We start from the raw sequence: 25,581 nt of genomic DNA, 5'->3' as shown, positions 1-25,581 counted from the left end.
AATTTTTGCCTAGTTCTAGCGTAATTTTCTTAACGTTAAATAGACCTCGTATATAAGCAGATTGGTATTACGTTTCACTACTAGTTCCCTTTAGTCTACTTGACAATTTATTCATATCAAAACAAACTACCTACTAGTAGATTGCTAAATAGCTAATAGGTAAACAAATGACTAAACCAGTAATAATTATAGGTGGCGGACTGGCCGGCTTATACAGTGCGTATAAATTACAACTGCTTAATATTGAGTACTTATTACTGGAAGCCAAATCGCAATTAGGCGGCCGAATTTTTGCTGCGCAATCACCAATAAATAACGATGTTAGTTTTGATTTGGGTCCTACGTGGATATTTCCCCACCAACCAAAAATTCAAGCTTTAGTAAAGTCACTCCGCTTAAGTATATTTGAGCAATACAACAAAGGTGATGTGTTATATCAAGCGCCTAATTCCAAGCAACCTCAACAAATTGCAGGTGCTGGAGATATGCAGTTATTTAGGCTTAAGCACGGCATGAATACCCTAATAACTGCCTTATACGAGCAACTTAATCCTGATTCAGTGTTATTAGAACACAATGTCACTGAGCTTAAAAAAGGTGATAATAACTGGCAAATTACAGTTAATCACTTAGGTAATATAAAGCACTTTACTACTGAAAAACTAATTTCAGCAATTCCTGCTCGTATGGTTACAACACACTTAACACCTGAACTATGGGCTACTCAAACGCTCATAAACCGCCTTAGTAGTGTACCTACATGGATGGCAGGACAAGCCAAATTTATAGCTACTTTTGAACATGCATTTTGGCGTGATAAAAACTTATCAGGACAATGCTTTAGTCGCGTAGGCCCAATGGTCGAAATTCACGATGCCAGTGCTGAAGATGGCAATTACGCCGCATTATTTGGCTTTATAGGTGTGCCCTACTTATCAAGAAACCAAGTAACTAAAGAGCAATTAATTCAAGCCTGTGCCCAGCAGCTTAGATACTTTTATGGTAAAGATGCTGAAAAGGCAACGGGGTATTTTATTAAAGATTGGGCAGACGATAAGTTTGTAGCTAATAGAGACGATCAAACTCAGCCTTCGCAGCACCCAGAATTTGATTTTTCAGGCTTAGATGAGCAATTAAATAACTTGAACATTCATTTTGTAGCGAGTGAGTTTGCAAAACAAGAAGCAGGATATTTAGAAGGCGCAATAAACGCGGTGGATGACGCTATTAAATTTTTTGTTAATTAATAGCCCTGTATTTACTGATAACTTAACCATCAAGGGCTTTAATTTTACAGCCCTTGATGGTTATAAATGTTAGTTATTTTTAGCAACGTCTTCGCCACTGCCTAGTAGAGTGGCAACCCACTTACCTTCAGCACTGGCTTCTAAACCTATTTTTACAATCATAGTTAATGGCACAGATAAAAGCATACCCACAGTACCTAATAACCAGCCCCAAAATATTAATGATAAAAATACCACTAGCGTTGAAAGACCCAGCCCTTTGCCCAAAAACTTAGGCTCTACAATATTGCCCATTACCGTATTTATTGTTAAATAACCTGCAGCAACCAATCCCGCAATTAACGGACCTTGAGTAATAAGCGCAAGTAATACAGCCGGTACAGCCGCAATAATTGACCCAATATTAGGAATGTAATTGAACATAAATGCCAATACCCCCCACAGCACAAAGTAGTCAACGTCTAAAATCCATAAGTAAAACGCAGCAATAATACCCGTACCTAAACTTACTAGCGTTTTAATTGCCAGATATGAATTAATAGACTCTAAAAAGCGGTCAATTTGCTTCATTTTGCTATCGGGATCTTCAAGTGCCATGTGTATTTTTTTGCTTAGCATTGGCCCTTCAAACAACATAAAAACAACGGTTAAAATAATTAAAAACATGTTTGCCATTACGCCACCTAAACCGGTGAGCATATTAGTGGCTACATCAACCATTTTACCTGGGTCGAACATATTGATTAACTGTTCTTTATTAATCAGTATGTTGTATTGAGATGCTAAATCTACAAGCCATACAAATTCTTCTTTGAGTTGTGTTTTATACTCAGGAAGTTGCTGCGAAAAATCGTTTATTGATTGCCCTACAAGCCCGCCAAGGCTTACACCTAAGCCAACTATAATAAGCACTACCAACATAACAGCAATGCCTTTAGGAATTTTGTAGCGCGCAAAAAACTTGATAAGCGGATTACAAATAATGGCAATAAACGCCGCCAAAATAAACGGAATAATAATTACACTTGCCGCTTTTATCCCCGCGAGTACGACCACTAAGGAAGCAAAAACTATTAAGCTTTTATTTACTCCAGTTAAACTTGCCAATTTATTAATCCTTTTATTAATGATATGGCTTTAGTGTAAGGCAAAAGGTAATTAAATGAAATAATTACGAAGTGATCATAAAAGCCTGTTTTACGTATAAATTTGCAAAGCTGTTTGCTAGCGAGTATGTTTTTTAATCACTTGCTACTATTTTATTGTAAGGATTAATAATGCATATATTTGTTACTGGCGCGACGGGATTAATTGGTAAGCACTTATGCCCTTTTTTACTTCATCATAATACTGTTACTGTGCTTAGCCGAAATCCGACTAAAGCAAACGTATTATTGGGCCATAAAGTTAAAGCCGTAAGCAATGTCAATGCAGTAGATTTTAACACTGTTGATATTGTTATTAATTTAGCTGGCGAACCTATTGTAAATAAACGCTGGAGCGACAAACAAAAGCAAATAATACGCGACAGCCGTATTGGTGTTACACAACAAATTAGTGAAGCTATTAAAGCTTGTAGCACTGCCCCGCATACTTATATATCTGGAAGCGCCGTTGGGTTTTATGGTCGACAAAATAGTAACCCTATTGATGAAACTTTTGAAAACCCACACGACGAATTTAGCCACCAGCTTTGTAAAGACTGGGAAAATGCAGCGCTACTCGCGCAATCAGAACACACCAGAGTGTGCCTTTTGCGCACGGGTATTGTTTTAGCTAAAAAAGGTGGAGCATTAAGTAAAATGCTCCCTGCCTTTAAATTGTGTTTAGGCGGCCCAATTGGTAATGGCGAGCAAGGAATGTCGTGGATACACATCGACGATATGATTCAGCTAATACTCTTTATTATTAAGCATCCAGAAATATCTGGCCCTGTTAACGCAACTGCGCCAAATCCTGTAAGCAATGCTCAATTTGGTAAAAGCTTAGGCGAGGCGTTATCGCGACCTGCATTTATCACTATGCCCACTGCAGTACTTAAACTATTAATGGGTGAAATGTCAGACTTACTAACAACGGGACAATTTGTAGTCCCTAAAAAGGCGCTCGTTCATAATTATCGTTTTCATCATCCTGATATTAAATCAGCTTTAGAGAGTTTGGTTTAGCGGGCGTTAATAATTCTTGAGGTAAAATATAAAAATTGAAAAAGCAATCCTTTTAACTGAATTGATCTTTCCTTATTAATACATAATAATTACAACAGTTAGTTAAATATATATTTCATCATTTTATAATAAAGAGAATAAATCATGTTTCATTTGCCTACTGTGATCTTCTTCTCTTTTATCCTTAACTTATTCATAAGCTTATTTTTTCTCTCAATTTATAAATATAAAAAACAAACATCTTTTTTATTATTTGGTTTAGCCTGTGCCACATTTGCATTAGCCGAAATACTGGCATGTTTGCGCTTATTCATAGATCTTCCTTTAATAACCCACTATTTAGCTAGTGTTTCAATGATAACTAGCCCACTCTTAATTATTATTGGACTATATAAGTACAAAAACGTACAAAATATTAGCTTAATGCCTCTTTACTGCATATTTGGTTTTTCTAGCTTATTGTTATTGGCAATTTATCCTTTCGGTGCAGCAAAAATGCTAACGAGTTTAGTAATCGCCGGATTATTTATTTACACAGCGTATTTAATCAAAAGCATGAGCTTTGTTGCTAAAGCCCAGAAAAAGGCGTTAATTACCTGCTTTTTAGTGCACAGTGGAGTTATGTTTTTAAATGCTATATTTCTATCAATACCGGTACTTAGTTCGAGTATTCAAGATGTAGCAACCCCTTTGCAAATTGTGCTTATTAGTCATTTACTATTAGCCACACTGAGTGCTCTTATACTGCCATTTTTGTTATTTTCTAATAGTGAATACACGCTATCGAACCTTGCCAATACCGACTCTCTTACACAGTTATTTAATCGCAGAGGTTTCTTTAATAACGCCAAAGCAGTCCTTAAACAACCTAATAACAATGATATAAATGTATCTATAATTATTCTAGATATCGACTTTTTTAAGCATGTAAACGATAAGTACGGCCACGACACGGGCGATCAAGCAATTAAATGGATTGCGCAGCACATAAAAGAGCAATTTATTGATGAGGGTATTTGCGCCAGAATAGGCGGTGAAGAATTTGCAATATTACTACCAGACTATTCCCTACGAGCAGCTAAAGAATATGCAGAGCACTTACGTGAAAATATTTCTAAGCATCCGTTTTATTATCAAAACGCGCATATAAAACTATCTGTGAGCGCGGGAGTGAGTCACTCTGTAAATGGTAAAATGAGTGTAAAAGACTTACTGTCCTTGGCTGATAAACGCCTTTATCTCGCTAAAGAAACCGGCAGAGATAAAGTAGTTAGCTTTGACGAAAAAAACCTCTTAATGCAGTGCTAATTATTTTACAAGCTATTATAAAAAAGGTTCTTCCTACAAAAACGTGGTAACTCTTTGTATTTATAGCGACTTGTTCTTTTTTAGTTATATCAATTAGCTCAAGTATTTATGCAGGTTAGTATTAATCCTCTACATAAAAAAAGCCCTTCATTCGAAGGGCTTTGGTATACACACAATAGAGTTAATAAACTACTTACAAGACAGTGTAGCTTCGCCTGCTTTATTTGGCACAAACTGAATATTAGCCACAGAAATTGATGCTTTACCATTGCTGCGTAAGCTAAATGGGCTTGTTAGGTTTGCAAAATTAACACCCTTATCAGCAAAACAACCTAAATCGATTGATACTGACTGCCATTTATTCTCAATGGTTTTATCCACTACGTTTGCTAAATCAATGCTTGCACCACATTCACCCGAGCAAGTCATAGCAAGTGCTATATCGCTCGTTAGTGCTTCGTTTAATTTAATATCAAAGCTAATCACACTATCGGCCTCAACGTAGGCAATGGTATCTTCTGCAAAGCTTGTTACTATTTCAGCACTGGCTTTTTCTGCACCGCTAAAGTTAAATTGGCGCGCGTCTTCTTGTACTATTTTGTCCTCAGTTCGGTATTTAATTGCACCAAATTCATGAGTACTACTCGATACATCTAAAAGCTCATCGCCCGATTTTAACAATAAGCGCCATGGTGCTACAGGTGCACCAACAAGTATATCCATACTCGTAAGCCCTGAGTTATCAAGTTTAGAGTCTTCATCAAGGTCGTCAGCTAACACGTTTTTATCGCCGTACGTTAAACCAAAACCATAAGGGAGTAATGGGTCGTAATTTTCATCGCCTTTATTAACCGCAGTTTGTACCGCTGATTTAGGCCAAGAAAACGATAATTTACCTTTAAAGTTATTTTGAATGGTGCCGTCTGCCGCTTTTAATAAAACATCAGCAATACCTGCGCCCTCTGTACCTGGCAACCATGCAGCTACAAACGCGTCAGATGCGTTAAGTTCACTGTTCACCCACATAGGTCGACCTGATATAAACACAGATACAACAGGGATACCTTGCTCTTTTAGCGAGCTTAAAAGTGCTAATGACTTTTTATTTCCGCGTTCAAACTCAAGGTTATCTTTATCGCCGTGCCCTTCTGCGTAAGGTTCTTCACCAAATACAACAATGGCAACATCAGGACGTTGTTCAAACGTGCCATCAGCACTTAAAGTAACACTTCCACCTGCTGCAGATATTTGCTCTTCAAGCCCTTTATATATCGAAGTAGCACCAGGGAAATCAGCATTTTTATTATTAGTCCCCTGCCACGTAATACTCCAACCACCCGACTGTTTACCTATATTATCAGCACCATCACCTGCAACAAGTACGCGTTGATTAGCTTCGATAGGTAATAGGTTATTTTTATTTTTAAGTAATACAAGCGATTCGCGCACAGCTTGACGTGCGACTTCGCGATGCTCTTGCGCGCCAATAAGTTCTGTTTTACCCGAGTAAAGACGCTTAGCCGGACTTGGTTTATCAAATAAACCAGCGCGAAGTTTTACGCGTAATATTCTGCTCACTGCATCATCAATACGCGACATACTAATTTCGCCTGACTTAACTTGCGCAATTGTATTGTTATAAAGTGGCTTCCAGGCACCTGTTGGCACCATAAATATATCGAGGCCTGCATTAACGGCTTGTGCACAGCTTTCGTTAGTACAGCCTTTAATTTGCCCATGACCATTCCAATCACCCACTACAAAGCCATCAAAACCCATACGTGTTTTTAATACATCTGTAAGTAAGTATTTATTGCCGTGATTTTTAACGCCATTCCAGCTATTAAAAGACGCCATAACCGATTGGCTACCCGCAGACAAACCACCTACATAACCTTGGGCATGAATATCAAATAGCGACTGTTCGCTATCTATATTATTTCCCTGATCATCCCCATCAACGGTGCCGCCATCGCCAATAAAGTGCTTAACCGTGCTAATAACACGCTTATCACTTAAAAAGTCGCCATCGGCTTTACCTTGTAAGCCATTTACAATCGCTGCTGAGTAATCGTGAACAATCTTTGGATCTTCAGAGTAGCCTTCGTACGTTCTGCCCCAGCGATCGTCGCGCACTACGGCAACTGTGGGTGCAAATACCCAATCAATACCCGTAGCCATTACCTCTACTGCAGTAATCGATGCTATTTGCTCGATTAAATCAGGATTATTCGCCGCGCCTAAACCAATGTTATGTGGAAAAAGCGTCGCGCCAATTACGTTATTATGGCCATGTACTGCATCGGTGCCCCACATAGTTGGGATACTACTGCCATCAACTGAGTCATCGACAGAAGCTTGATAAAAGCTCTCTGCTAAGGCTACCCAGTCCATTGGTGTTGCATGTTTGTCGCCATTAGGGAATGCGCCACCGCCATTAAGATATGAACCAAAGCCATATTTACGCATATCTTCAACGGTAATATCACGAATTTCTGGCTGAATCATTTGAGCAACCTTTTGCTCAAGTGTCATGGCTTTTAAATAGTTAACTATTTTAGCTTCAATATCGGCATCTTTTTTAACGGCAATATTAAGTTTTGGCCAAATTTGCGCTGTTTTAGATAACGTTTCATTAGTTTCAACCGATGTTACTGCGTCGTTTGAACAAGCCGATAAAGTACCTACTGATGCAATTAATGTTGCTAAGGCTATTTTATTAAGTGTAAAAGGGGTTTTCATTATAGAGTCTCCTGCGCTTGAACTGGTTTGCTACCGCTTAAACCATAGAACACGATAAATATGTAACATAAAATAGGTAAAACATACGAAAGTTGAACACCCACACTATCAGCAAGTGCACCTTGTAAAAGTGGCACTATTGCACCACCCACAATCGCCAAACACAAAATACCAGAGCCTTGAGCTGTATGTTTGCCAAGTCCATTTAACGCTAAACTAAAAATAGTGGGGAACATAATAGAATTAAATAAACCAACCAATAGTATTGACCACATTGCTAATTGACCCGACGTGCTCATGGCAATAACGACTAAAATAATAGCCATGGTTGCGTTAAAGCCAAGTACTTTACCAGCAGGTAATTTTTGCATTACAGCAGCACCAATAAAACGCCCAACCATAGCACCACCAAAATAATAAGTGATGTAATGAGCTGCAGCATGCTCTTTTAGCCCTGCTATATTTTCTTGTGCTAAAAAGCTTACTAAAAAGCTACCAATTGCCACTTCTGCGCCAACGTACATAAATATACCCACAGCACCTAATACAAGATGGCGATACTGCCAAGCACTGCCTTCAATTGCCTCTGATTTTTCGGCTTCTGCTTTTTGCTCGCTCATAATGTCTGGTAATTTAAGCCAAGCAAAAATACCGGCTAGTAAAATAAGCATTGCAGCTAAAAGGAGGTAAGGAAGTTGAACTGACTCTGCATTTTGTGCAGGTGTTAAAAAGGCTTCTGACGCTGAGTCCAGAATTAACAGAGCACCAAATGATGGCACAACCGTAGTGCCTAACGCGTTAAAAGCTTGAGTAAGCGTTAAACGAGAAGACGCTGTTTTTGCAGAACCCAACAAACTTACATAAGGATTTGCAGATACTTGTAATAACGTTATGCCACTGGCAAGTACAAATAAAGCGAATAAAAACACAGGATAACTATGTAAAGACGCTGCTGGGTAAAATAAGACACACCCTACTGCCGCAATTAAAAGCCCAACCACGATTCCTTTTTTATAACCAAGCTTTTTAACAATGTGTCCACTAGGGAGTGACATTAAAAAGTAAGCGCCAAAAAAGCAAAACTGCACAAGCATTGCTTGTACATACGTTAAATCGAAAACCGCTTTTAAATGCGGAATCAAAATATCATTTAAGCAGGTAATAAAACCCCACATAAAAAACAGTGAAGTTAAAGATGTAAGTGCAAAACCATAGTTTTTATCTTGGTGGTTTTGCGACTGTGTGTGTGATGTCAGTGGTGCTGAACTAGCCATGTGCTCTCCGCAATTTATTATTATAAATTGATCTTCAGTAAGTAATTAATACAAACCCCGCTAAGGCGCAGTATTTAAGAGTTGACCTGAAGATTAATTAACATTAATCTAAAAATGTAAGCGCTTTCACGGCTAATTAAATACGAACATGTTACATATTTCAACAACTTTTATTTTTAATAATGTTTTGTACCCGCTGAAAGTCAGTAAAAATAAGCGCTAAGCGTGCAATTAAGTTCTCAAAAAGGTTTGTAACCAATGACAAAAATATCATTACCATTTAATTCACCTCTATTAACAAAAGACTTTGTTTATGGTGTAGCTACAGCATCATTTCAGATAGAGGGCGGATATGAGCATCGCTTACCGTGTATTTGGGATACCTTTTGTAGTACTGCAGGTAAAATTGCTGACAATTCACATGGTCATATTGCCTGCGATCATTACAATAATTGGCAACAAGACATAGATTTAATAGAGTCTCTAGGTGTTGATGCTTACAGGCTTTCTATTTCATGGCCTCGCGTTATGACTCAAGACGGAAAGTTAAATCCTGTAGGCGTTAAGTTTTATACTGATATTTTAGATGAGCTAAAACGAAAAAATATAAAAGCCTTTGTTACTTTGTACCACTGGGATTTACCGCAACACCTTGAAGATGAAGGCGGCTGGCTCAACAGAAAAACTGCTTACGCATTTGAGCAATACGTAGAACTAATTACTAACGCATTTGGAACACGAGTGTATTCTTACGCTACATTAAACGAACCCTTTTGCAGCGCGTTTTTGGGTTACGAAATTGGCATACATGCCCCAGGCCTAGTCGGCAAGCAGTATGGTAAAAAAGCAGCTCATCACTTATTACTCGCTCATGGTCTGGCCATGAGCGTGCTAAATAAAACATCGCCTAATACTCAAAACGGCATTGTGCTTAACTTTACACCCGCATATCCACTTACCGATAATCAACAAGACATAGACAGTGCCAAATACGCTGATGACTACTTAAATCAGTGGTACATGAAACCAATAATAGATGGTAAGTACCCCGATATAATTAACCAATTACCAAGCGATCATTTACCAGACATACACCCTGGTGATATGGAATTAATTTCTCAGCCAATTGATTACTTAGGCATTAACTTTTATACCCGCCAAGTTTATAAGGCGCATCCTACTGACATTTATGAACCCATTGCACCTACAGGTCCGTTGACTGATATGGGATGGGAAGTTTACCCGCAATCGTTCACCGACTTGCTCGTATCGCTAAATAAAACATACACCCTACCGCCTATTTATATAACAGAAAATGGCGCAGCCATGCCCGATACATATAATAATGGTGAAGTTAACGACTTAGATCGTTTAAATTACTATAATGATCACTTAAATGCGGTTCATAATGCGATTGAACAAGGTGTTGTTATAGATGGCTACTTTGCTTGGAGCTTAATGGATAACTTTGAATGGGCAGAAGGCTACTTAAAACGTTTTGGTATTGTGTATGTAGATTATAAGACGCAGCAACGCACCATTAAAAATAGTGGCTTAGCTTATAAAGAACTCATCTCTAAAAGATAAGAGTATACCCATAACTAAAAACAAGTATAAAGCGGGATAAATAATCATGGTCAGTGTAAAAGAAAAAATAGCGTATGGCTTAGGCGACACCGCAAGTAATATTATTTTTCAAACAGTTATGATGTTTTTAATGCTGTACTACACAGACGTAGTGGGTTTATCGCCTGCTGTTGTAGGTACTATGTTTTTAGCAGTGCGTATTTTTGATGCCGTAACCGACCCATTAATGGGTAACCTTGCTGACAAAACACATACGCGCTGGGGGCACTTTCGCCCCTACTTACTTTGGCTTGCCCTCCCTTTTGCCATTATTAGTATTTTAGCGTTCACTACACCCGATTTAGAAGGCACCGATAAAATAATTTATGCCTTTACTACTTACACTCTGCTTATGGTTGTCTACACCGCTATCAATATTCCTTATTGTGCATTGGGCGGCGTACTTACTGCTGATGTAAAAGAGCGCGTGACTATTCAGTCTTACCGGTTTGTATTTGGTATGCTAGGCGGCGTAATAGTAGCGGGTTGTACTATGCCAATGGTTGAGTACTTTGGCCAAGGCGATGCTGCCAAGGGCTATCAATACACAATGACTGCAATGAGTATTTTAGGTTTTGTACTGTTTTTACTTTGTTTTTTAGGCACAAAAGAGCGTATACAACAGCCTAAAGAGCAAAACATTCCTTTTGCCCAAAGTGTTAAAGCATTAATTAAAAACGATCAATGGCGAACACTTTGCTTAGCTGCATTCTTTTTACTTACCGGGCAAGTATTAAGGCTTACGCTTGCTGTTTACTACGTAAAATACTATTTAGGTCGAGACGATTTAATCACTTTATTTATGACGCTAGGTGTTGCAGCCAGCATGGTAGGTTGTGCTTTAGCTCAACCACTTGCAAAACACTTTTGTAAAATAAAGGCCTATATAAGTTTACAAGTTATTGCCGCCGCTATTTGTGGTTTTAGTTACTTTATTAGTAAAGATCAATTAGTACTCGCATTTACTGCCTTTATTTTATGGAAATTCTTTTTAGATATGGCAACCCCGTTGTTGTGGGCAAAAATGGCCGACACCATAGATTACGGGCATGAAAAAACAGGTGTACGCATTACGGGTTTGGTTTATTCAGGCGTTATATTTTTTATTAAAATGGGCGTGGCTGTAGGCGGCGCAATTGCAGGCTGGTTGTTATCTTTTTACAGTTATCAGGCCGATGCAGTACAAACTCTTGATACCCAGCACGGTATTTTACTGTCATTCACTGTACTACCTGCTTTTGGCTCATTATTTGTTGCCTACATAATGAAAAAATATACACTGACTAATCAGGTTGTTGAAAATATTCAATCTAAACTAACAGCTAGTTAAGATATATACTCTAAGGTATTATTTAGCCGAAGTAGTTAAGGATAAGCGAGTGAACAAATAACATGGCAACAATTTATCAAGTCTCAGAGCTTGCGGGCGTATCGTTAGCCACCGTTTCTCGCGTGATGAACAAAAATACCCGTGTAAGCGATAAAACTAAACAAAAAGTGCTTGATGCTATGGCGCAGCTTGGCTACAAGCCTAATTCAATAGCGCAATCTTTAGCCTCTAACTGTACTAACAGTGTCGGTATTTTAGTGTCTGAGTTACATGGTCCTTTCTTTGCCCAAATGATGGCAGGTATTGAGTCAGAGCTTCGTGCTGCGGGTAAACACGTTATTATTACCACCGGGCACAGTGAAGAAGACAAAGAACAAGAAGGCATTGAGTTTTTAATTAGCAGACGCTGCGATGCCATTATTTTGCACGTAGAAGCCGTCTCAGACGACTACCTAATAAAACTAAGCCAAGGCTCTACACCCGTTTATTTAATGAGCCGTTACGTAGAGCAACTAAAAGACAACTGTATCAGTCTAGATAATCAATTAGGTGGTTACCTAGCCACTAAATCGATATTAAATCAAGGCCATACACAAATAGCATATATTGCAGGCCCGCAGTTTAAAGCCGATGCTTTTAATAGACTTCAAGGTCACAAACAAGCACTTACAGAGGCTGGTGTTAAATTTGATCCTACGCTTTATTATATTGGCGACTTTAACGAAACTGGCGGTAGTAAAGGCTTAAAACATTTTATTGATGAAAAACTTAGCTTTACTGCACTGGTATGCGCCAATGACGAAATGGCCTCCGGTGCTATGAAGTATGCAAGAGAGCACGGTTATAACTTACCAATTGATTTATCGATTGTTGGATTTGATAACGTTATTTTTGCAAACTACCTTTACCCTACACTCACGACCATAGATAATCCGGTCGGGAAAATGGGCGAAATGGCAGCTAAATTAGTGCTTAAAGACGTATATCAAAATAAAAACCTCGTTATAAATCGCTTTTTTGAACCTACTTTAATGCAGCGCGATTCATCAGCACCACTTATTAAATAAAAACTAAAGGCTAAAAACGAGTACTGATTTTGGTACAAAAAAAGCGGCTAAATGCCGCTTTTTATATATGAGCTACTTAACAATCCAAGGCGTTACTTTAATAACGTTCGATATATCGCCAAGCACTGCGCTATCATCTTCCCAGCTATCTTCAACTGCAAAATAACACACTGACTTTTCACACGTTATATTTTCATCATCAAATTGCATTGGGCTTTTAAATGTAACTGCTACGCCCTTTTGCTCTGGTAATAAAAACCACATTAATTTACTTACAAAAAAGCCCGACAAATCAGTTAATAGTTCATCAAGTTCTTCGTTAATGGTATATAACGACTGCTTTGAAAATGCTAAACCTTCAAGTTCGTTTGCTTCTATTTGTAACTTTAATTGGCAATCGTGCACAGGATTGAGCGGCTCTACTACAATAACCGCTTTATCGGTATCAAGCTGCTTATCGAACGGCAATAGTAATTGTGCTTTATCGGTAAAGTTAAGTGGATACTCGTTTCTTTCGGTTAAAATAGTACCGCTTTTAATCGCACATGTTTCATTAGTACCAATATCACTAATGTAAAAGTTAACTCGCGCATATTGAAAATCGCCTTTGTTAACAATTTTTAAGCGGTCGTAAAAACCGTCATACGACATCACAAATTCTCTCGCATTTACATTAAATGCACTAATGCTCAGCAGTACTAACACAATAGCGTTGGTACAATTAAAAATGTATTTATTCATCAAAGTAGGCTCTATTTTGGCTAATCATCGTGTTTAACTCTTCTATATACGCTTCACCGCGCTCAGAGTAAGACATTAAACCTTGTGTAAGTTCAGTCGCTAAAATTGTTTTTTGCTCAAGACGTAAGTTTTCACGTATTGCGCGCAAATCTTTATAAGCAGGATGCGTATTTATGTTTTTAAAGTAAGAGTTTATAGCAGCTCTTACTGATTTAAACGCAGCAACTTCGTGCGCAGCCCCGGTATTACGGCGTTTTGGCACCATGCCACAACCTTTTGTGTAACACCACTGACCAAAAAAGTTAAGGCCAATACGTGCAAAACGCGAAGTGCCCCATGCAGATTCGTTTGCAGCTTGCATAAGCGCTAATTCTTTAGGAATTATATCAACACGGCGCAATGCTTGCGTAAGTATTAGCGTATCAACCGTGGTTGGTAAGTCATACGACTTTAAAATTTTAGCAATATCTTTGTTTTGCTTTTTTTCTAAAGGTAATTCGTTTTGTAACATCATGCGTGCTATTTCGAGCTTAGCGCGTTGCTGTAATATTTTTTTATTTTCGGCTTCAACGTGCGGACGAATAAAGCTAAAAAATGCATGTTTTTTTTCTTTAACATCACTAAATTCTGAAAACTTTGGCAGTTTTACATTATGTAATGGTTTTTCTTTTTTCTTCACTTTTTTTGGTTGTTCTGACGTTTGTTCATCTAGTTCAACATCATCATTTTGTATAAACGGGTATGCAAGCGCCCAAACAAAAAATACAGTTAGTAAAAGCTTAAAAATCGTTTTTAACATCTATTCTCTCTATTAAACTTAGTTATGCATGGTTTATACACAAGCATACGAAGGCGCATTATACCTAAGCCACTTTATAAACGCGAATAACTGGGGTTTGGTGACCTTTTACGGTTGAATTTTCAGCAGTGTACTTGAATTTTAGATAAAACGGAGCCTATGTAGTGCATTTGTTCATTCGCAATTTATAAGTCCATGGGTATACTGAGCAAAGTTTAATAATATTAACTATGTGTGAGTAAGCAGTATGGATAAACAATGGCAAAGCCGAATAATAGAGCAATATAAACATCGTCCTAACGATAACCGCTCGCCGTGGCAGGTCGACCGTTCGCGTATTATTCATGCAGCTGCATTTAGGCGTTTGCAAGCTAAAACCCAAATTATGGGCATTGGCCTAAACGACTTTTACCGCACTCGCCTTACCCACTCTTTAGAAGTATCGCAAATTGGTACTGGCATATTGCGCCATTTAAAAGCGCAACATAGCGACTTTAAGCACTTTCCATCAACCGGACTGCTAGAAACACTGTGTTTGGCGCACGATATTGGCCATCCGCCTTTTGGTCATGGTGGTGAAATAGCGCTAAATTACATGATGCGCGATCACGGTGGTTTTGAAGGTAACGCACAAACACTGCGCATAGTTGCAAAACTTGAGCCCTACAGTAATGGGCACGGTATGAACCTAACTCGTCGTACTTTATTAGGTTTTATAAAATACCCCGCGTTTATTAACACGCTATGGCATACCATTCCCAACGATACAACCGGTCGTGCATTTATAAAAGCAGATGATTGGCGACCTGCCAAAGGGTTATACAACGACGATGCAGCCATATTCAATTGGATAGTAGAACCACTGAGTCAAAACGATAAAACGTTGCTGAGTAACCATGCCGCTATTGATAAGTACCGCGCTAAAACAACGTATAAATCGCTCGACAGTGCCATAATGGAGCATGCCGACGATATAGCATACGCCGTACACGACTTAGAAGATGCCATTGCAACCCATGTACTTACGTTAGACGATTGGCAAACTCATGCTCTACCTCATTTAAAAGCATTAAACTTTGACTGGTTAAACACCATGCTTGAGTCGCTCACGAAGCGTTTGTTTTCAAAAAATGATTATGAGCGAAAGGACGCCATAGGTGAGCTGGTTAATACCTTTATTATTCATATACATTTAGATATTCAAAACGATGACTTTGAATGCCCTATTTTAAAGTACACCGCTAAATTAGATGCCCAATACGACAGTGTATTGCAAATACTTAAGCATTTTGTGTTTCAACGTTTAATACGCGACCCCGAAATGCAGCAAATAGAGTTTAAAGGTCAAAACTTACTAATAGAGTTATTTACCGCGTTTGCTAGCGATCCGCTGCGTTTATTGCCAGAAACTACACAAGCACAATACATAGAAGCCGAAAAACAAAACCAAGGTATGCGTATAATTTGCGATTATTTGAGCGGAATGACCGACGAGTACGCCTATAAAACATATCAACGATTATTTTCACCTATGCAATAATACCAACCTGCATAAATCTTTGATCAATTTAACGAATTAAATTGCACTATAACGTCGTTAAAAATTTTTTATTTAGAACAACTAGATACAAAAATTTCTGCCTAGTTCTAGCGTAATTTTCTTAACGTTAAATAGACCCCATATATAAGCAGATTGGTATAACTAACTAGCAAACATTAAAAAGGCCGAGTAAATTTAATTTACTCGGCCTTTTTCCTCAGCTATTAAAGTTAGCTATTTTGTTAAAGCGCTTTTATAACGACTCTACGCCCATGTTATATAGCGTAAAACCAAATATATCAGCATACTGCTCAATTGTTTTACTCGTTGGTGTACCTGCACCATGCCCCGCATTTGTTTCTATGCGGATAAGCGTTGGGTTATTACCTGTTTGCTTTGCTTGAAGCTCAGCAGCAAACTTAAACGAATGTGAAGGGACAACGCGGTCATCATGATCGCCAGTTGTAATCATAGTGGCTGGATACTCAACACCTGCTTTTACATTATGAAGTGGTGAATAACCTTTAATGTATTCAAACATTTCTTTGCTTTGCTCACTGGTACCGTAGTCGTATGCCCAACCAGCACCTGCGGTAAAGGTATGGTAGCGCAGCATATCAAGTACGCCTACAGCAGGTAGAGCCACCTGAAATAAGTCTGGGCGCTGCGTCATCACTGCACCAACTAATAAACCACCATTAGATCCACCGCGAAGTGCTAAGCGCTTTTTAGACGTGTACTTTTTATCTTTTAAATACTCAGCAGCCGCAATAAAGTCGTCAAACACATTTTGCTTTTGCAATTTAGTGCCGGCATTGTGCCAGTCTTTACCGTACTCACCGCCACCACGAATATTAGCAACGGCGTACACACCACCTTGCTCAAGCCATACAGCATTAACGGGGCTAAAGCTTGGCGTTAAACTAATATTAAAACCACCGTAACCATATAAAATTGTAGGGTTTGAACCATCAAGCTTAATGCCTGTTTTATAGGTAATTACCATCGGTATTTTAGTGCCGTCTTTTGATGTGTAAAACACTTGCTCAGACGTGTAATCATCACTATTAAAATCAATAGCCGACTTACGATAAACACCCGATTCACCCGTAGTTACATCAAACGTATAAGTAGTACCTGGTGTTTTGTAGTTAGTGAACGAATAATAAAGCGTTGTTTGATCTTTTTTACCGCCAAAACCACGTGCAGTACCCACGCCTGGTAATGTAATTTCGCGAATTAACTCACCTTTTTTGTTGTACTGTTTTACCTGTGAAATAGCATCAACCATGTAGTTGGCAAAAAAGGTATCGCCACCTTTTGTAAGATTTAGTACGTTTTTGGTTTCTGGAATTAAATCAACCCAATTTTCTGGGCTTGGATTACTTGCATCAACCGTCACTACTTTTTTGTTTGGTGCATTGAGGTTAGTAACTAAAAACAGCTTGCTGCCTTCGTTATCAATAACTGATGTATCTGAATCAGTATTTCCAACAACCGTTACAAACTCACTGTTTTCTTTTGTTAGATCTTTTATAAACAGCTTATTGCCTGACGTAGACGTACTAGCTGAAATAAGTAGGTAACGGCCGTCATGAGTTACATCAGCGCCTACATAGCGATGTTTTTGCTCATCAGTTTCACCAAATACAACACTATCAGCAGACTGTGCAGTACCTAGCTTATGGTAATACGCTTTATGCTGATCTGTTTTAGCCGAAAGTTCACTCCCTTTAGGTTTTTCGTAACTTGAATAATAAAAACCTTCGTTGCCTAACCAATCAATGCCACTAAATTTAACGTCAACAAGCGCTTCTTCAACTTGCTCTTTGGTACGTGCATCAATAACTATAATTTTGCGCCAATCGCTGCCACCTTCAGATATTTGATACGCGAGTAATGAGCCATCTTTTGAAAACGATAAACCCGACATAGACGTCGTACCATCTTCACTAAACTTGTTTGGATCTAAAAATACTTCAACGTCGCCGCCATCTTTACTGCGGTACAAAACATATTGATTTTGCAGGCCATCGTTTTTATAAAAATAGGTGTAATCGCCTTCAGTAAAAGGAGCGCCTATTTTTTCGTAATTCATTAGTTTTTCAAGGCGCTGCTTTAACTTATCGCGATAAGGGATTTGTTCTAAATAAGAAAACGTTAAATTGTTTTGCGTTTTAACCCAATCGGCAGTTTCGCTGCTCATGTCATCTTCAAGCCAACGATATGGGTCGCTAACGGCTTCTTCAAAGTAGGTATCTACGATATCGCCTTTTTTTGTTTCTGGGTATATAACTGCGTTAACTTGCTTCATTGGTGCTTTTACTTCTTCTTGAGTTACCGTATTAGTTGGCTCTGAACAGCCGCTAAGCGCTACAATTACAGCACATGCTAGAGTGTGTTTAAACATCCTGAGTTCCATTCTTATTTATTAATAGTGCGCCTAAGTTATTAACTTTTAGCCCTTTTGTCTATTTAGATGCGTTAAGCGCCATTTATCGCTGTAAACAAATGTAAACTTACGCTTTAATAGCACGACCCTCATTAAAATAAAAAACAATAAAAGAGCACACTATGCAAAGTACAAACCCCACGTTTAAAAGCTTTAAAGCCTTCTACCCTTATTATTTAAAAGAGCATCGCAATGTGATTTGCCGCCGCTTACATTTTATAGGAAGTACACTCGTTCTTGCTGTAATCGCAATAGCATTATTAAAACAACACTACAGTTTATTATGGCTATTACCTGTTATTGGATATGGGTTTGCGTGGGTCGGACATTTCTTTTTTGAAAAAAACCGCCCTGCTACTTTTAAACACCCTTTTTACAGTTTATGGGGAGATTGGGTAATGTTTAAAGATATGCTTGTTGGAAAAATTAAATTTTAACACTATTTTTAGCACTCTTTTTTTATACCAATTACTTATAAAAACAAAATTGCTTCATGCTTTAAAGTATAGGTTCTAATAAGTAGTACATAATTTATAGTACACCCATTAAATGTTAATTTAGTTAACATTTAATGGGTTTATTTGTATTTTAAATTTTAAAAAATATTTATAGCTCAACAGCTATTTATTGCCAGCCCAATAAAAATGGTTCCCTACCCATAATTAATTTAAACCACCCATCTCATCTTACCAGTTAATTAAACGTTAAATTTAACTTTTAAATATAATTCATTATCCATCAATTACTTAGCAATTACCTCCGCTATATAACTAAAACAATGATCATTATAAAAAACAACCAAATGTAATTATAAAAACCCTTAAATTAATTGAATGTTATTCAATTGACTGACTTTGTTAATTAAGTATATGTTCAAGGTAACAAAGAGGTTTATACCAATCCGCTTAATTAAGTGATCTATTTTGAGGATGGAAAAACGTGTTGATAGCTAGGCAAAAAATTCGCTATTTAGTTGCTCCAAATGAGAATTTTTTAACGCAGGTAACGGCACGTTTAGCCCCTAAAAATGATTAAGTATTATTGCGGGTTGGTATTAATCTTTTTGTACAAAACTAAAATAATTCAATGGGTATGGGGAAATACAGCATGAATAGAAAACCGTTATTTAAATTACAGCAATCGGTACCACAAATATTACTCGCAATGAGCGCGTCTGCTGCACTACTTGGTTCGCTCTCAGTAAATGCTGCAGAGCAAGACACTAAAGCAGAAGAAAACATCGAACAAATAAGCGTAATTGGTTCTCGTCGATTAGGCCGTACAGTAGAAGACAGTGCAGTACCCATCGATATAATTGGTGCAGATGCACTTAAAAATTCTGGCTTTACTGAAACGAATGCCCTACTTAGCAGTTTATTACCCAGCTTTAACTTCCCGCAGGCATCACTTACTGATGGCAGCGACCATGTACGCCCCGCTCAGCTTCGTGGCTTAGCACCCGATCACACCTTAGTGCTTGTTAATGGTAAACGCCGCCACAGCAACGCATTACTTAACTTAAATGGCTCAACGGGTCGTGGTTCATCATCGGTTGATTTAAATGCAATACCAGCAAATGCTATTGCCCGTATTGAAGTATTACGCGATGGTGCAGCAGCGCAATATGGCTCTGATGCGATAGCCGGTGTTATTAATATTGTGCTTAAAAGTGCCAGCAGCGGTGGTTCAGTTGCGGCTATATATGGTGCTAACGTAACCGAAATGGACGGTGTACCACAACTTGAATCTGTATCTGAAGGCAGTGATGGTAATTTAGCCTTTACTGAAGGAGGCGATCGCTCTTTAACAGACGGCCAAACACTAACGCTGCAAGGTAATATGGGTTTTGAACTTGGCGATAATGGCTTTTTAAACATTTCAACAGAATACCGCGACCGCCATTCAACTAACCGCTCTGACTACGATAATCGTGAAAACTACGCACGCATAGATGACGGTTCAGTAGATGGCGCGCTTGACCCACGTGAACTTACCGTAAATCGATATAACCATAACTTTGGTAATGGCGATGTTGAAGACTTTTCTGTGTTTTATAACGCAGGGTATCAATTAACAAACGAAGTAGATTTATATTCGTTTGGCTCTTACAGCAAACGCGAAGGCGAAGGCGGCGGTTTTTATCGCCGTGCAAGCGATAGCCGTAATATAGAAGAAGTTTATCCTGATGGCTTTTTACCTGTTATCACCTCAGACATAGATGACTTTTCACTGGCACTTGGCGCTAAAGGTTTTGTAAGTGAATGGAATTACGATGTATCGGCCGTATATGGTCAAGATGCATTTGAGTTTGGTGTTATAAATAGCTTAAATACCTCATATGGCCCTACTAGCCAAACAAGCTTTGATGCAGGAACACTTACCTACGATCAACTTACTTTAAACGTTGATTTTAGCCGCGAGGTAGACGTCAGCTTTTTAGAAAACTCTGTAAACGTAGCTGTAGGTGCTGAGTATCGCCGCGAAGGATATCAAATAGATGCAGGCGAAGAAGCTTCATACGCACAAGGCACATTTGGCCCAGGAGGCGCAGTAACCGACCCAGTTGATGGCCCATTTGGCGCAGCGGGGGCACAAGTATTCCCGGGGTTTACACCCGAATCAGAGGGCGATAACAGCCGCCACAACGTGAGCTTATATATAGACCTTGAAACCTACCTAACCGACGATTGGAATTTAGCGGTTGCCGCCCGTTATGAAGATTACTCAGACTTTGGCGATACACTTAACGGTAAAATTGCAACTCGTTATTCATTAACTGAAGACTTAGCACTACGCGCCTCAGTATCTACTGGTTTTAGAGCACCTTCTTTGCAGCAGCAATACTTTACCTCAGTGGCCACTGTATTTGTTGATGGCGAACCAACCGAAACAGGTACGTTCGCACCAAGCAGCGATGTAGCAAAAGCACTGGGCTCACCTGGCCTTGATGCAGAAGAAGCAACAAACTACGGCGTTGGTTTTACATGGTCTACCGACTTTAATTTCAGCTTATCGGTTGATTACTACCAAATATTAATTGATGACCGCATTGTGCTATCAAACAACTTATCGGGCGATGCTATTGCCGATTTACTCCAAGGCACAGGCGCTAACCAAGGTCGTTTCTTCTTAAATGCAATTGACAGCAAAACCCGTGGTGTTGATGTGGTTGCCTCATATAATGTAGCAACTGATGGTTACGGCGATTTAGCCTTTAACCTAGGTTATAACTACGGCAAAAATGAAGTAACAAATATTATCGACCCACCAGCAGAGCTTCAAGGTGCAGGGTTTGATCAAGACAACTTGTTCTCAGGCACTGAGCTGCGTCGTTTTGAAGTAAGCACACCGCGTAATAAGTACAACTTAAGCGCTACGTGGACTAACGACGACATACGTACCACTCTTAGAACAACGCGTTACGGAGAAACTCAAGACCCTTCAGACAACCCTGAACGTAACGAAGTGCTTAAGCCTAAATGGATAACCGACTTAGATGTCGCCTACTCGCTTAGTGAAAACGTATCGCTTAGCTTAGGTGCTAATAACATTTTTGATGTTTACCCAGATGCAACCCGTGAAAATGTTGACGATGTAACCACCTTCTCACGTTTATTTGCTTACTCTAGCTTCTCGCCGTATGGATTTAACGGACGCTACGTGTACGGTAAAATAGAAATGAAGTTCTAATAAGCACAGCTTAAAGTAACCAAACACACAAAAGCCACCGATTAGGTGGCTTTTTAATGCGAGTTGCGATTAAATCTATAATTAGATTTTAGTTAACCAGCCGTGCTTGTCTTCACTTTTACCCCATTGAATATCGTTCAATGCTTGGCGAAGGCGCGCAGTCGTTGGGCCTGGCTCGCCAGTACCTACTTTGTATTCTTTATCGTTATGAATAAACGTACCCACAGCAGTTAGCACAGCTGCAGTGCCCGAAAGCGCCGCTTCAGTACCTGGTTTAGCAGCACGCTCTAGTAGCTCAGTAACGCTAAAGTTACGCTCGCTTACCGTCATACCTAAATCTTTTGCTATGGTTAAAATACTATTACGCGTTACACCGTGTAAAAACGTGCTATCAAGCGCTTTAGTGATAATTTCGTTGCCATCAATAAGTATAAAGTTAGCAGCACCGGTTTCTTGTACGTCGCCACCTGGGCAAAATAAAATTTGATCTGCTTGATACTTAGTTCGTGCAGCACTAATAGGTGCTAGAGCACTGGCGTAGTTACCACCACTTTTTACCATACCCATGTGCGGAGCGCAGCGCATACCATCTTCTTCAAGCAGTACGCGCAGTGCAGTTGCACCACCGGCAAAATAATCACCTACTGGCGATAGTAACGTGTATAAAAGCGAGCTCATTGATGGCGCAGCCGCTTTACCAATTGCAGCCTCAGTACCAATGTGCGTTGGGCGAATATACATAGAGCCCGGTGGTAATGGCGTTTCATCTGCGTATTCGCGCATAATATCGATAATCATCGTTTTTAGCATATCGCTGTCAAAACTCGGTAAGCTTAATAGCGCTGAGCTTTGTTGCATGCGTGCAATGTTTGCATCCATTCTAAAAAGATAAACAGAACCATCTTCATGGCGAAAGGCTTTTAAGCCTTCAAAACATGTACTTGAATAATGAAGAACGTGCGCACCAGCATGAAGTTCAAGTTTATCGGAAGGGACAATTGAGCTCTCGCTCCATTTATTATCAGAAAAACGAGCTTGAATCATCTGCGGCATAAACACGGTACCAAATGCGGCCATTTTAATCTCTCTTGTGTGGTCTATTTCCCTCCATTGTATGACAATCACACGCTATTTAACCATAGCTAAAGTAAGGCTTTTTTAATTAACTATGAGAATTTTTTGCAAGTGCTGTTTACTAATCAACCGTATTGAGTGCAATAAACAAAAAAATCGGTCAGTGTAGTTACACAGACCGATTTTTTCATTCGTTAATTAAAACATGTTTATTTAAACGAATATTTAATAATACGTTTTAGCACCGACGTATACTGTCTAAAAAAACCACCTGTATGATAATCAATACCGTGTTTTTTCAAAACGGCTTGTACTTGAGGTGCAACTTCTTGGTAGCGCGAAGACGGCATATCAGGAAATAAGTGATGCTCTATTTGGCAGCTCAAATGCCCCGTTAAAACATGAAACCAATGCGACCCTTTAATATTAGACGAGCCAAGTACTTGGCGATAATACCACTGCCCTTGGGTTTCGTTTATACAGTCTTCTTCTTTAAAGGTTTCGGTCTCTTCGGTAAAGTGGCCACAAAATATTATGGTTGATGTCCATAAATTACGAATTAAGTTTGCCACTAAATTACCCGCTAACACCCATAAAAATAAAGGCCCTGCAAGTAACGGAAATATCGCATAATCTTTAACTAACTGGCGAGCGCCTTTACTAAAAAAGCGCTGCTTTAATGTAGAGTGTGATACAAGCCCTTCGCGGTTTTCTTTCTTTTTACCAATAAAAACACGCTCTGCAGCTAACTCGTGATACGACACGCCCCACTGAAATAACACACTTAAATTAATATATGTAAAAAACTGCCATACATTTTTAAAGCGCCACTTAAAATCATCGCTTAAACGCAACAAGCCATAACCAAAGTCTCTGTCTTTACCAATAATATTAGTATACGTATGGTGTTCAAAGTTATGAACGCGGTGCCAACTTTGTCCATCGCACGCTATGTCCCATTCATAATGCTGTGAGTTGAGTTGCTTGTCGTTCATCCAATCGTATTGACCATGCATTACATTGTGGCCAATTTCCATATTGTCTAAAATTTTAGCAAGTGCTAATAACAACACGCCTGCAACCCATAATAATGGCTGAATAAAACCAAGCATTAGCAAAATTCGCCCGCTCCATTCACACACTCGCTGCTTGCGTACAACAGAGCGAATATAGTCAGCATCTTGTTGGCCTACTTTGCCAAGGGTGTCCATTTTAATGGCATCTAGCTCGCTTGCGAGCATGTCGTAGTTAATGTTTTTCATAATTGTAACTCCAAATCACTAACAGGTTGGCTTACGCAAAGTTGTATTAATTGCTCGCCGTTGTCACTCAATTCACCTGTTTTTAAATTACGTACCACGCCTGACTTTTTAATACATTGGCATTGATGGCAAATACCAATACCGCAACCACGTTTAACGGGTAGCTTTTTTTCTTCAAACTGAGGTAGTAAAACATCGTTGCCCGATACAACATGGGCACTGGCGTTAATTTTTACATTAAATTGGCTGTCGTCGTTTAAGCTAGGCAGCGCTAAACCAAATGCTTCTTGGTAGTAATTTAGCTTATGCGTTTTAGCAAAATCGCTCACCGTTTGCATAAATGCTGCAGGGCCACAGCAGTAAATGTCTGGGTTTTCCCACGGCTTAATATTGCTGGTTATATCGCTTGATTGCTCACGCGTTAACAATAAAAACGAAAAATGCTCAAATTGCGCCGCCAACTCACTTAGCTCATCAACACATTGATGCTCAGTGGCTTTTGCGTAATACACCAACGACACTTTTTGCGTAGTTTGGCTTAAGTAATCATCAAGCATAGCTAGCATAGGTGTTATACCCGAGCCGCCTGCAATAAAAGTGGCTGGTGTATGTGTGTTTTTAAATACAAAGTCGCCGCTTGGCGCAGAAATATTGCACCACAAACCCGCTTTTAATGCACTGCTGAGTAAGCCAGTAAAGCGCCCTTGCGCATTTGTTTTGATTAGTAAACGCACTAACCCAGTATTTTTAAATTGTTGAGCGCTTGAGGCCACGGTAAAAACGCGTGTTAATAATCGCCCATTAATTTCAACCGTTAAACTTATATGTTGCCCTGACGTATGCGCCCGCCATTGTTTGCTTGGCTTAAGTTGCACACTTAAAAAACCGCCATCAAGTACAGCTGTACTAACTACTTGCGCTCTAAACTGCCCTGCACGCCACGCAGGTTTAAACACCTGCATTACGGGCTCTATGTAGCCTGCAAAACTTTGATGGTGTAAAAACCATTTTGAAAATTGGTTTAATACTTGAGTCATCATGGTTAAATCTCTATCGAATCTTAATTACTTTGAACTTACACGTGTACGCCCAAACTTCAGCGCACAAGTGTACGCTCAAATTTTAAGTTTTCAACCCCAATAGAGTAATTATTCAATTTTTATTAGCGCAATTTGCTAAAACAATTTCCTGTGAAGAAGTAATTTTAAAATATATAAGTGTGTGTTTTTCATTCAACTCAACACTTAACAAATTGATTTAT

General features: G+C 39.0%; 18 protein-coding genes. 9 read left to right on the top strand and 9 right to left on the bottom strand.

Annotated elements, in window-relative coordinates:
• Positions 1-167 precede the first annotated feature (167 nt).
• Positions 168-1,247 carry a flavin monoamine oxidase family protein gene (locus AAEY62_RS02340; RefSeq protein WP_350634539.1) on the top strand — a complete coding sequence of 360 codons (1,080 nt, stop codon included), beginning with the start codon at positions 168-170 and terminating at the stop codon, positions 1,245-1,247.
• Between the two features lie 69 nt (positions 1,248-1,316).
• On the opposite strand, the gene AAEY62_RS02335 is transcribed toward AAEY62_RS02340, so the two are convergent.
• Positions 1,317-2,354: an AI-2E family transporter gene (locus AAEY62_RS02335; RefSeq protein WP_024590908.1), complete on the bottom strand. Its 1,038-nt coding sequence runs from the start codon at positions 2,352-2,354 to the stop codon at positions 1,317-1,319.
• A 170-nt stretch (positions 2,355-2,524) separates the two neighbouring features.
• On the opposite strand from AAEY62_RS02335, the gene AAEY62_RS02330 reads away from it, so the two are divergent.
• Together AAEY62_RS02330 and AAEY62_RS02325 are read left to right on the top strand one after the other, a co-directional pair.
• On the top strand, positions 2,525-3,415 hold the full coding sequence (locus tag AAEY62_RS02330; protein ID WP_010552533.1) for a TIGR01777 family oxidoreductase: 891 nt from the start codon (positions 2,525-2,527) through the stop codon (positions 3,413-3,415).
• Positions 3,416-3,769: 354 nt separating this feature from the next.
• The gene (locus AAEY62_RS02325) at positions 3,770-4,723 is read left to right on the top strand and encodes a GGDEF domain-containing protein (protein ID WP_101162858.1); all 954 of its coding nucleotides are present in this window, start codon (positions 3,770-3,772) and stop codon (positions 4,721-4,723) included.
• A 189-nt stretch (positions 4,724-4,912) separates the two neighbouring features.
• Here the strand turns inward: AAEY62_RS02325 and AAEY62_RS02320 are convergent, their stop codons facing one another.
• Entirely contained in the window at positions 4,913-7,465 is a 2,553-nt protein-coding gene (locus AAEY62_RS02320; RefSeq protein ID WP_101162851.1) for a glycoside hydrolase family 3 protein, read from the bottom strand.
• Positions 7,465-8,739, bottom strand: a complete 1,275-nt coding sequence (locus AAEY62_RS02315; protein ID WP_350634538.1) for a sugar MFS transporter — start codon at positions 8,737-8,739, stop codon at positions 7,465-7,467. Before AAEY62_RS02315 ends, AAEY62_RS02320 begins: the two co-directional genes overlap by 1 nt.
• A gap of 258 nt (positions 8,740-8,997) precedes the next feature.
• On the opposite strand from AAEY62_RS02315, the gene AAEY62_RS02310 reads away from it, so the two are divergent.
• The 3 genes from AAEY62_RS02310 (at position 8,998) to AAEY62_RS02300 (ending at position 12,762) form a co-directional block, all read left to right on the top strand.
• Complete coding sequence (locus AAEY62_RS02310) at positions 8,998-10,326, top strand: GH1 family beta-glucosidase (protein ID WP_197237064.1); 1,329 nt, start codon at positions 8,998-9,000, stop codon at positions 10,324-10,326.
• A 46-nt stretch (positions 10,327-10,372) separates the two neighbouring features.
• Positions 10,373-11,695 carry a glycoside-pentoside-hexuronide (GPH):cation symporter gene (locus tag AAEY62_RS02305; protein ID WP_197237063.1) on the top strand — a complete coding sequence of 441 codons (1,323 nt, stop codon included), beginning with the start codon at positions 10,373-10,375 and terminating at the stop codon, positions 11,693-11,695.
• Between the two features lie 62 nt (positions 11,696-11,757).
• Entirely contained in the window at positions 11,758-12,762 is a 1,005-nt protein-coding gene (locus tag AAEY62_RS02300; RefSeq protein WP_197237062.1) for a LacI family DNA-binding transcriptional regulator, read from the top strand.
• Between the two features lie 72 nt (positions 12,763-12,834).
• Here AAEY62_RS02300 and AAEY62_RS02295 read toward each other — a convergent pair whose 3' ends face one another.
• Positions 12,835-13,503 (bottom strand): DUF2987 domain-containing protein, encoded by a 669-nt coding sequence (locus AAEY62_RS02295; protein ID WP_007585308.1) that lies wholly within the window; start codon positions 13,501-13,503, stop codon positions 12,835-12,837.
• The gene (locus AAEY62_RS02290) at positions 13,496-14,302 is read right to left on the bottom strand and encodes a glucosaminidase domain-containing protein (RefSeq protein WP_197237061.1); all 807 of its coding nucleotides are present in this window, start codon (positions 14,300-14,302) and stop codon (positions 13,496-13,498) included. The genes AAEY62_RS02295 and AAEY62_RS02290 overlap by 8 nt, the downstream gene beginning before the upstream one ends.
• 247 nt (positions 14,303-14,549) lie before the next feature.
• Between AAEY62_RS02290 and AAEY62_RS02285 the strand changes: the two genes are divergently transcribed.
• Positions 14,550-15,842 carry an anti-phage deoxyguanosine triphosphatase gene (locus tag AAEY62_RS02285; protein WP_197237060.1) on the top strand — a complete coding sequence of 431 codons (1,293 nt, stop codon included), beginning with the start codon at positions 14,550-14,552 and terminating at the stop codon, positions 15,840-15,842.
• A gap of 253 nt (positions 15,843-16,095) precedes the next feature.
• On the opposite strand, the gene AAEY62_RS02280 is transcribed toward AAEY62_RS02285, so the two are convergent.
• Positions 16,096-18,252: a prolyl oligopeptidase family serine peptidase gene (locus AAEY62_RS02280; protein WP_197174173.1), complete on the bottom strand. Its 2,157-nt coding sequence runs from the start codon at positions 18,250-18,252 to the stop codon at positions 16,096-16,098.
• Positions 18,253-18,416: 164 nt separating this feature from the next.
• Here AAEY62_RS02280 and AAEY62_RS02275 point away from each other — a divergent pair, with 164 nt between their 5' ends.
• Positions 18,417-18,731: an Mpo1-like protein gene (locus AAEY62_RS02275; protein WP_010552524.1), complete on the top strand. Its 315-nt coding sequence runs from the start codon at positions 18,417-18,419 to the stop codon at positions 18,729-18,731.
• Between the two features lie 670 nt (positions 18,732-19,401).
• Positions 19,402-21,984, top strand: a complete 2,583-nt coding sequence (locus tag AAEY62_RS02270; protein ID WP_350634537.1) for a TonB-dependent receptor plug domain-containing protein — start codon at positions 19,402-19,404, stop codon at positions 21,982-21,984.
• Positions 21,985-22,065: 81 nt separating this feature from the next.
• On the opposite strand, the gene AAEY62_RS02265 is transcribed toward AAEY62_RS02270, so the two are convergent.
• The 3 genes from AAEY62_RS02265 to AAEY62_RS02255 form a co-directional block, all read right to left on the bottom strand.
• Positions 22,066-23,067 carry a branched-chain amino acid aminotransferase gene (locus AAEY62_RS02265; protein WP_257983256.1) on the bottom strand — a complete coding sequence of 334 codons (1,002 nt, stop codon included), beginning with the start codon at positions 23,065-23,067 and terminating at the stop codon, positions 22,066-22,068.
• Between the two features lie 200 nt (positions 23,068-23,267).
• The gene (locus AAEY62_RS02260) at positions 23,268-24,320 is read right to left on the bottom strand and encodes a fatty acid desaturase family protein (RefSeq protein WP_350603189.1); all 1,053 of its coding nucleotides are present in this window, start codon (positions 24,318-24,320) and stop codon (positions 23,268-23,270) included.
• Positions 24,317-25,360 carry a flavin reductase family protein gene (locus AAEY62_RS02255; RefSeq protein ID WP_101162978.1) on the bottom strand — a complete coding sequence of 348 codons (1,044 nt, stop codon included), beginning with the start codon at positions 25,358-25,360 and terminating at the stop codon, positions 24,317-24,319. The genes AAEY62_RS02260 and AAEY62_RS02255 overlap by 4 nt, the downstream gene beginning before the upstream one ends.
• Positions 25,361-25,581 lie beyond the last annotated feature (221 nt).

Source organism: Pseudoalteromonas sp. GW168-MNA-CIBAN-0100, assembly GCF_040309225.1.
In the GTDB taxonomy this organism is placed as follows: Bacteria; Pseudomonadota; Gammaproteobacteria; order Enterobacterales; family Alteromonadaceae; genus Pseudoalteromonas; species Pseudoalteromonas arctica.
Note: the sequence above shows the minus strand (reverse complement) of the source record. Positions and strands in the feature narration are given on the sequence as shown.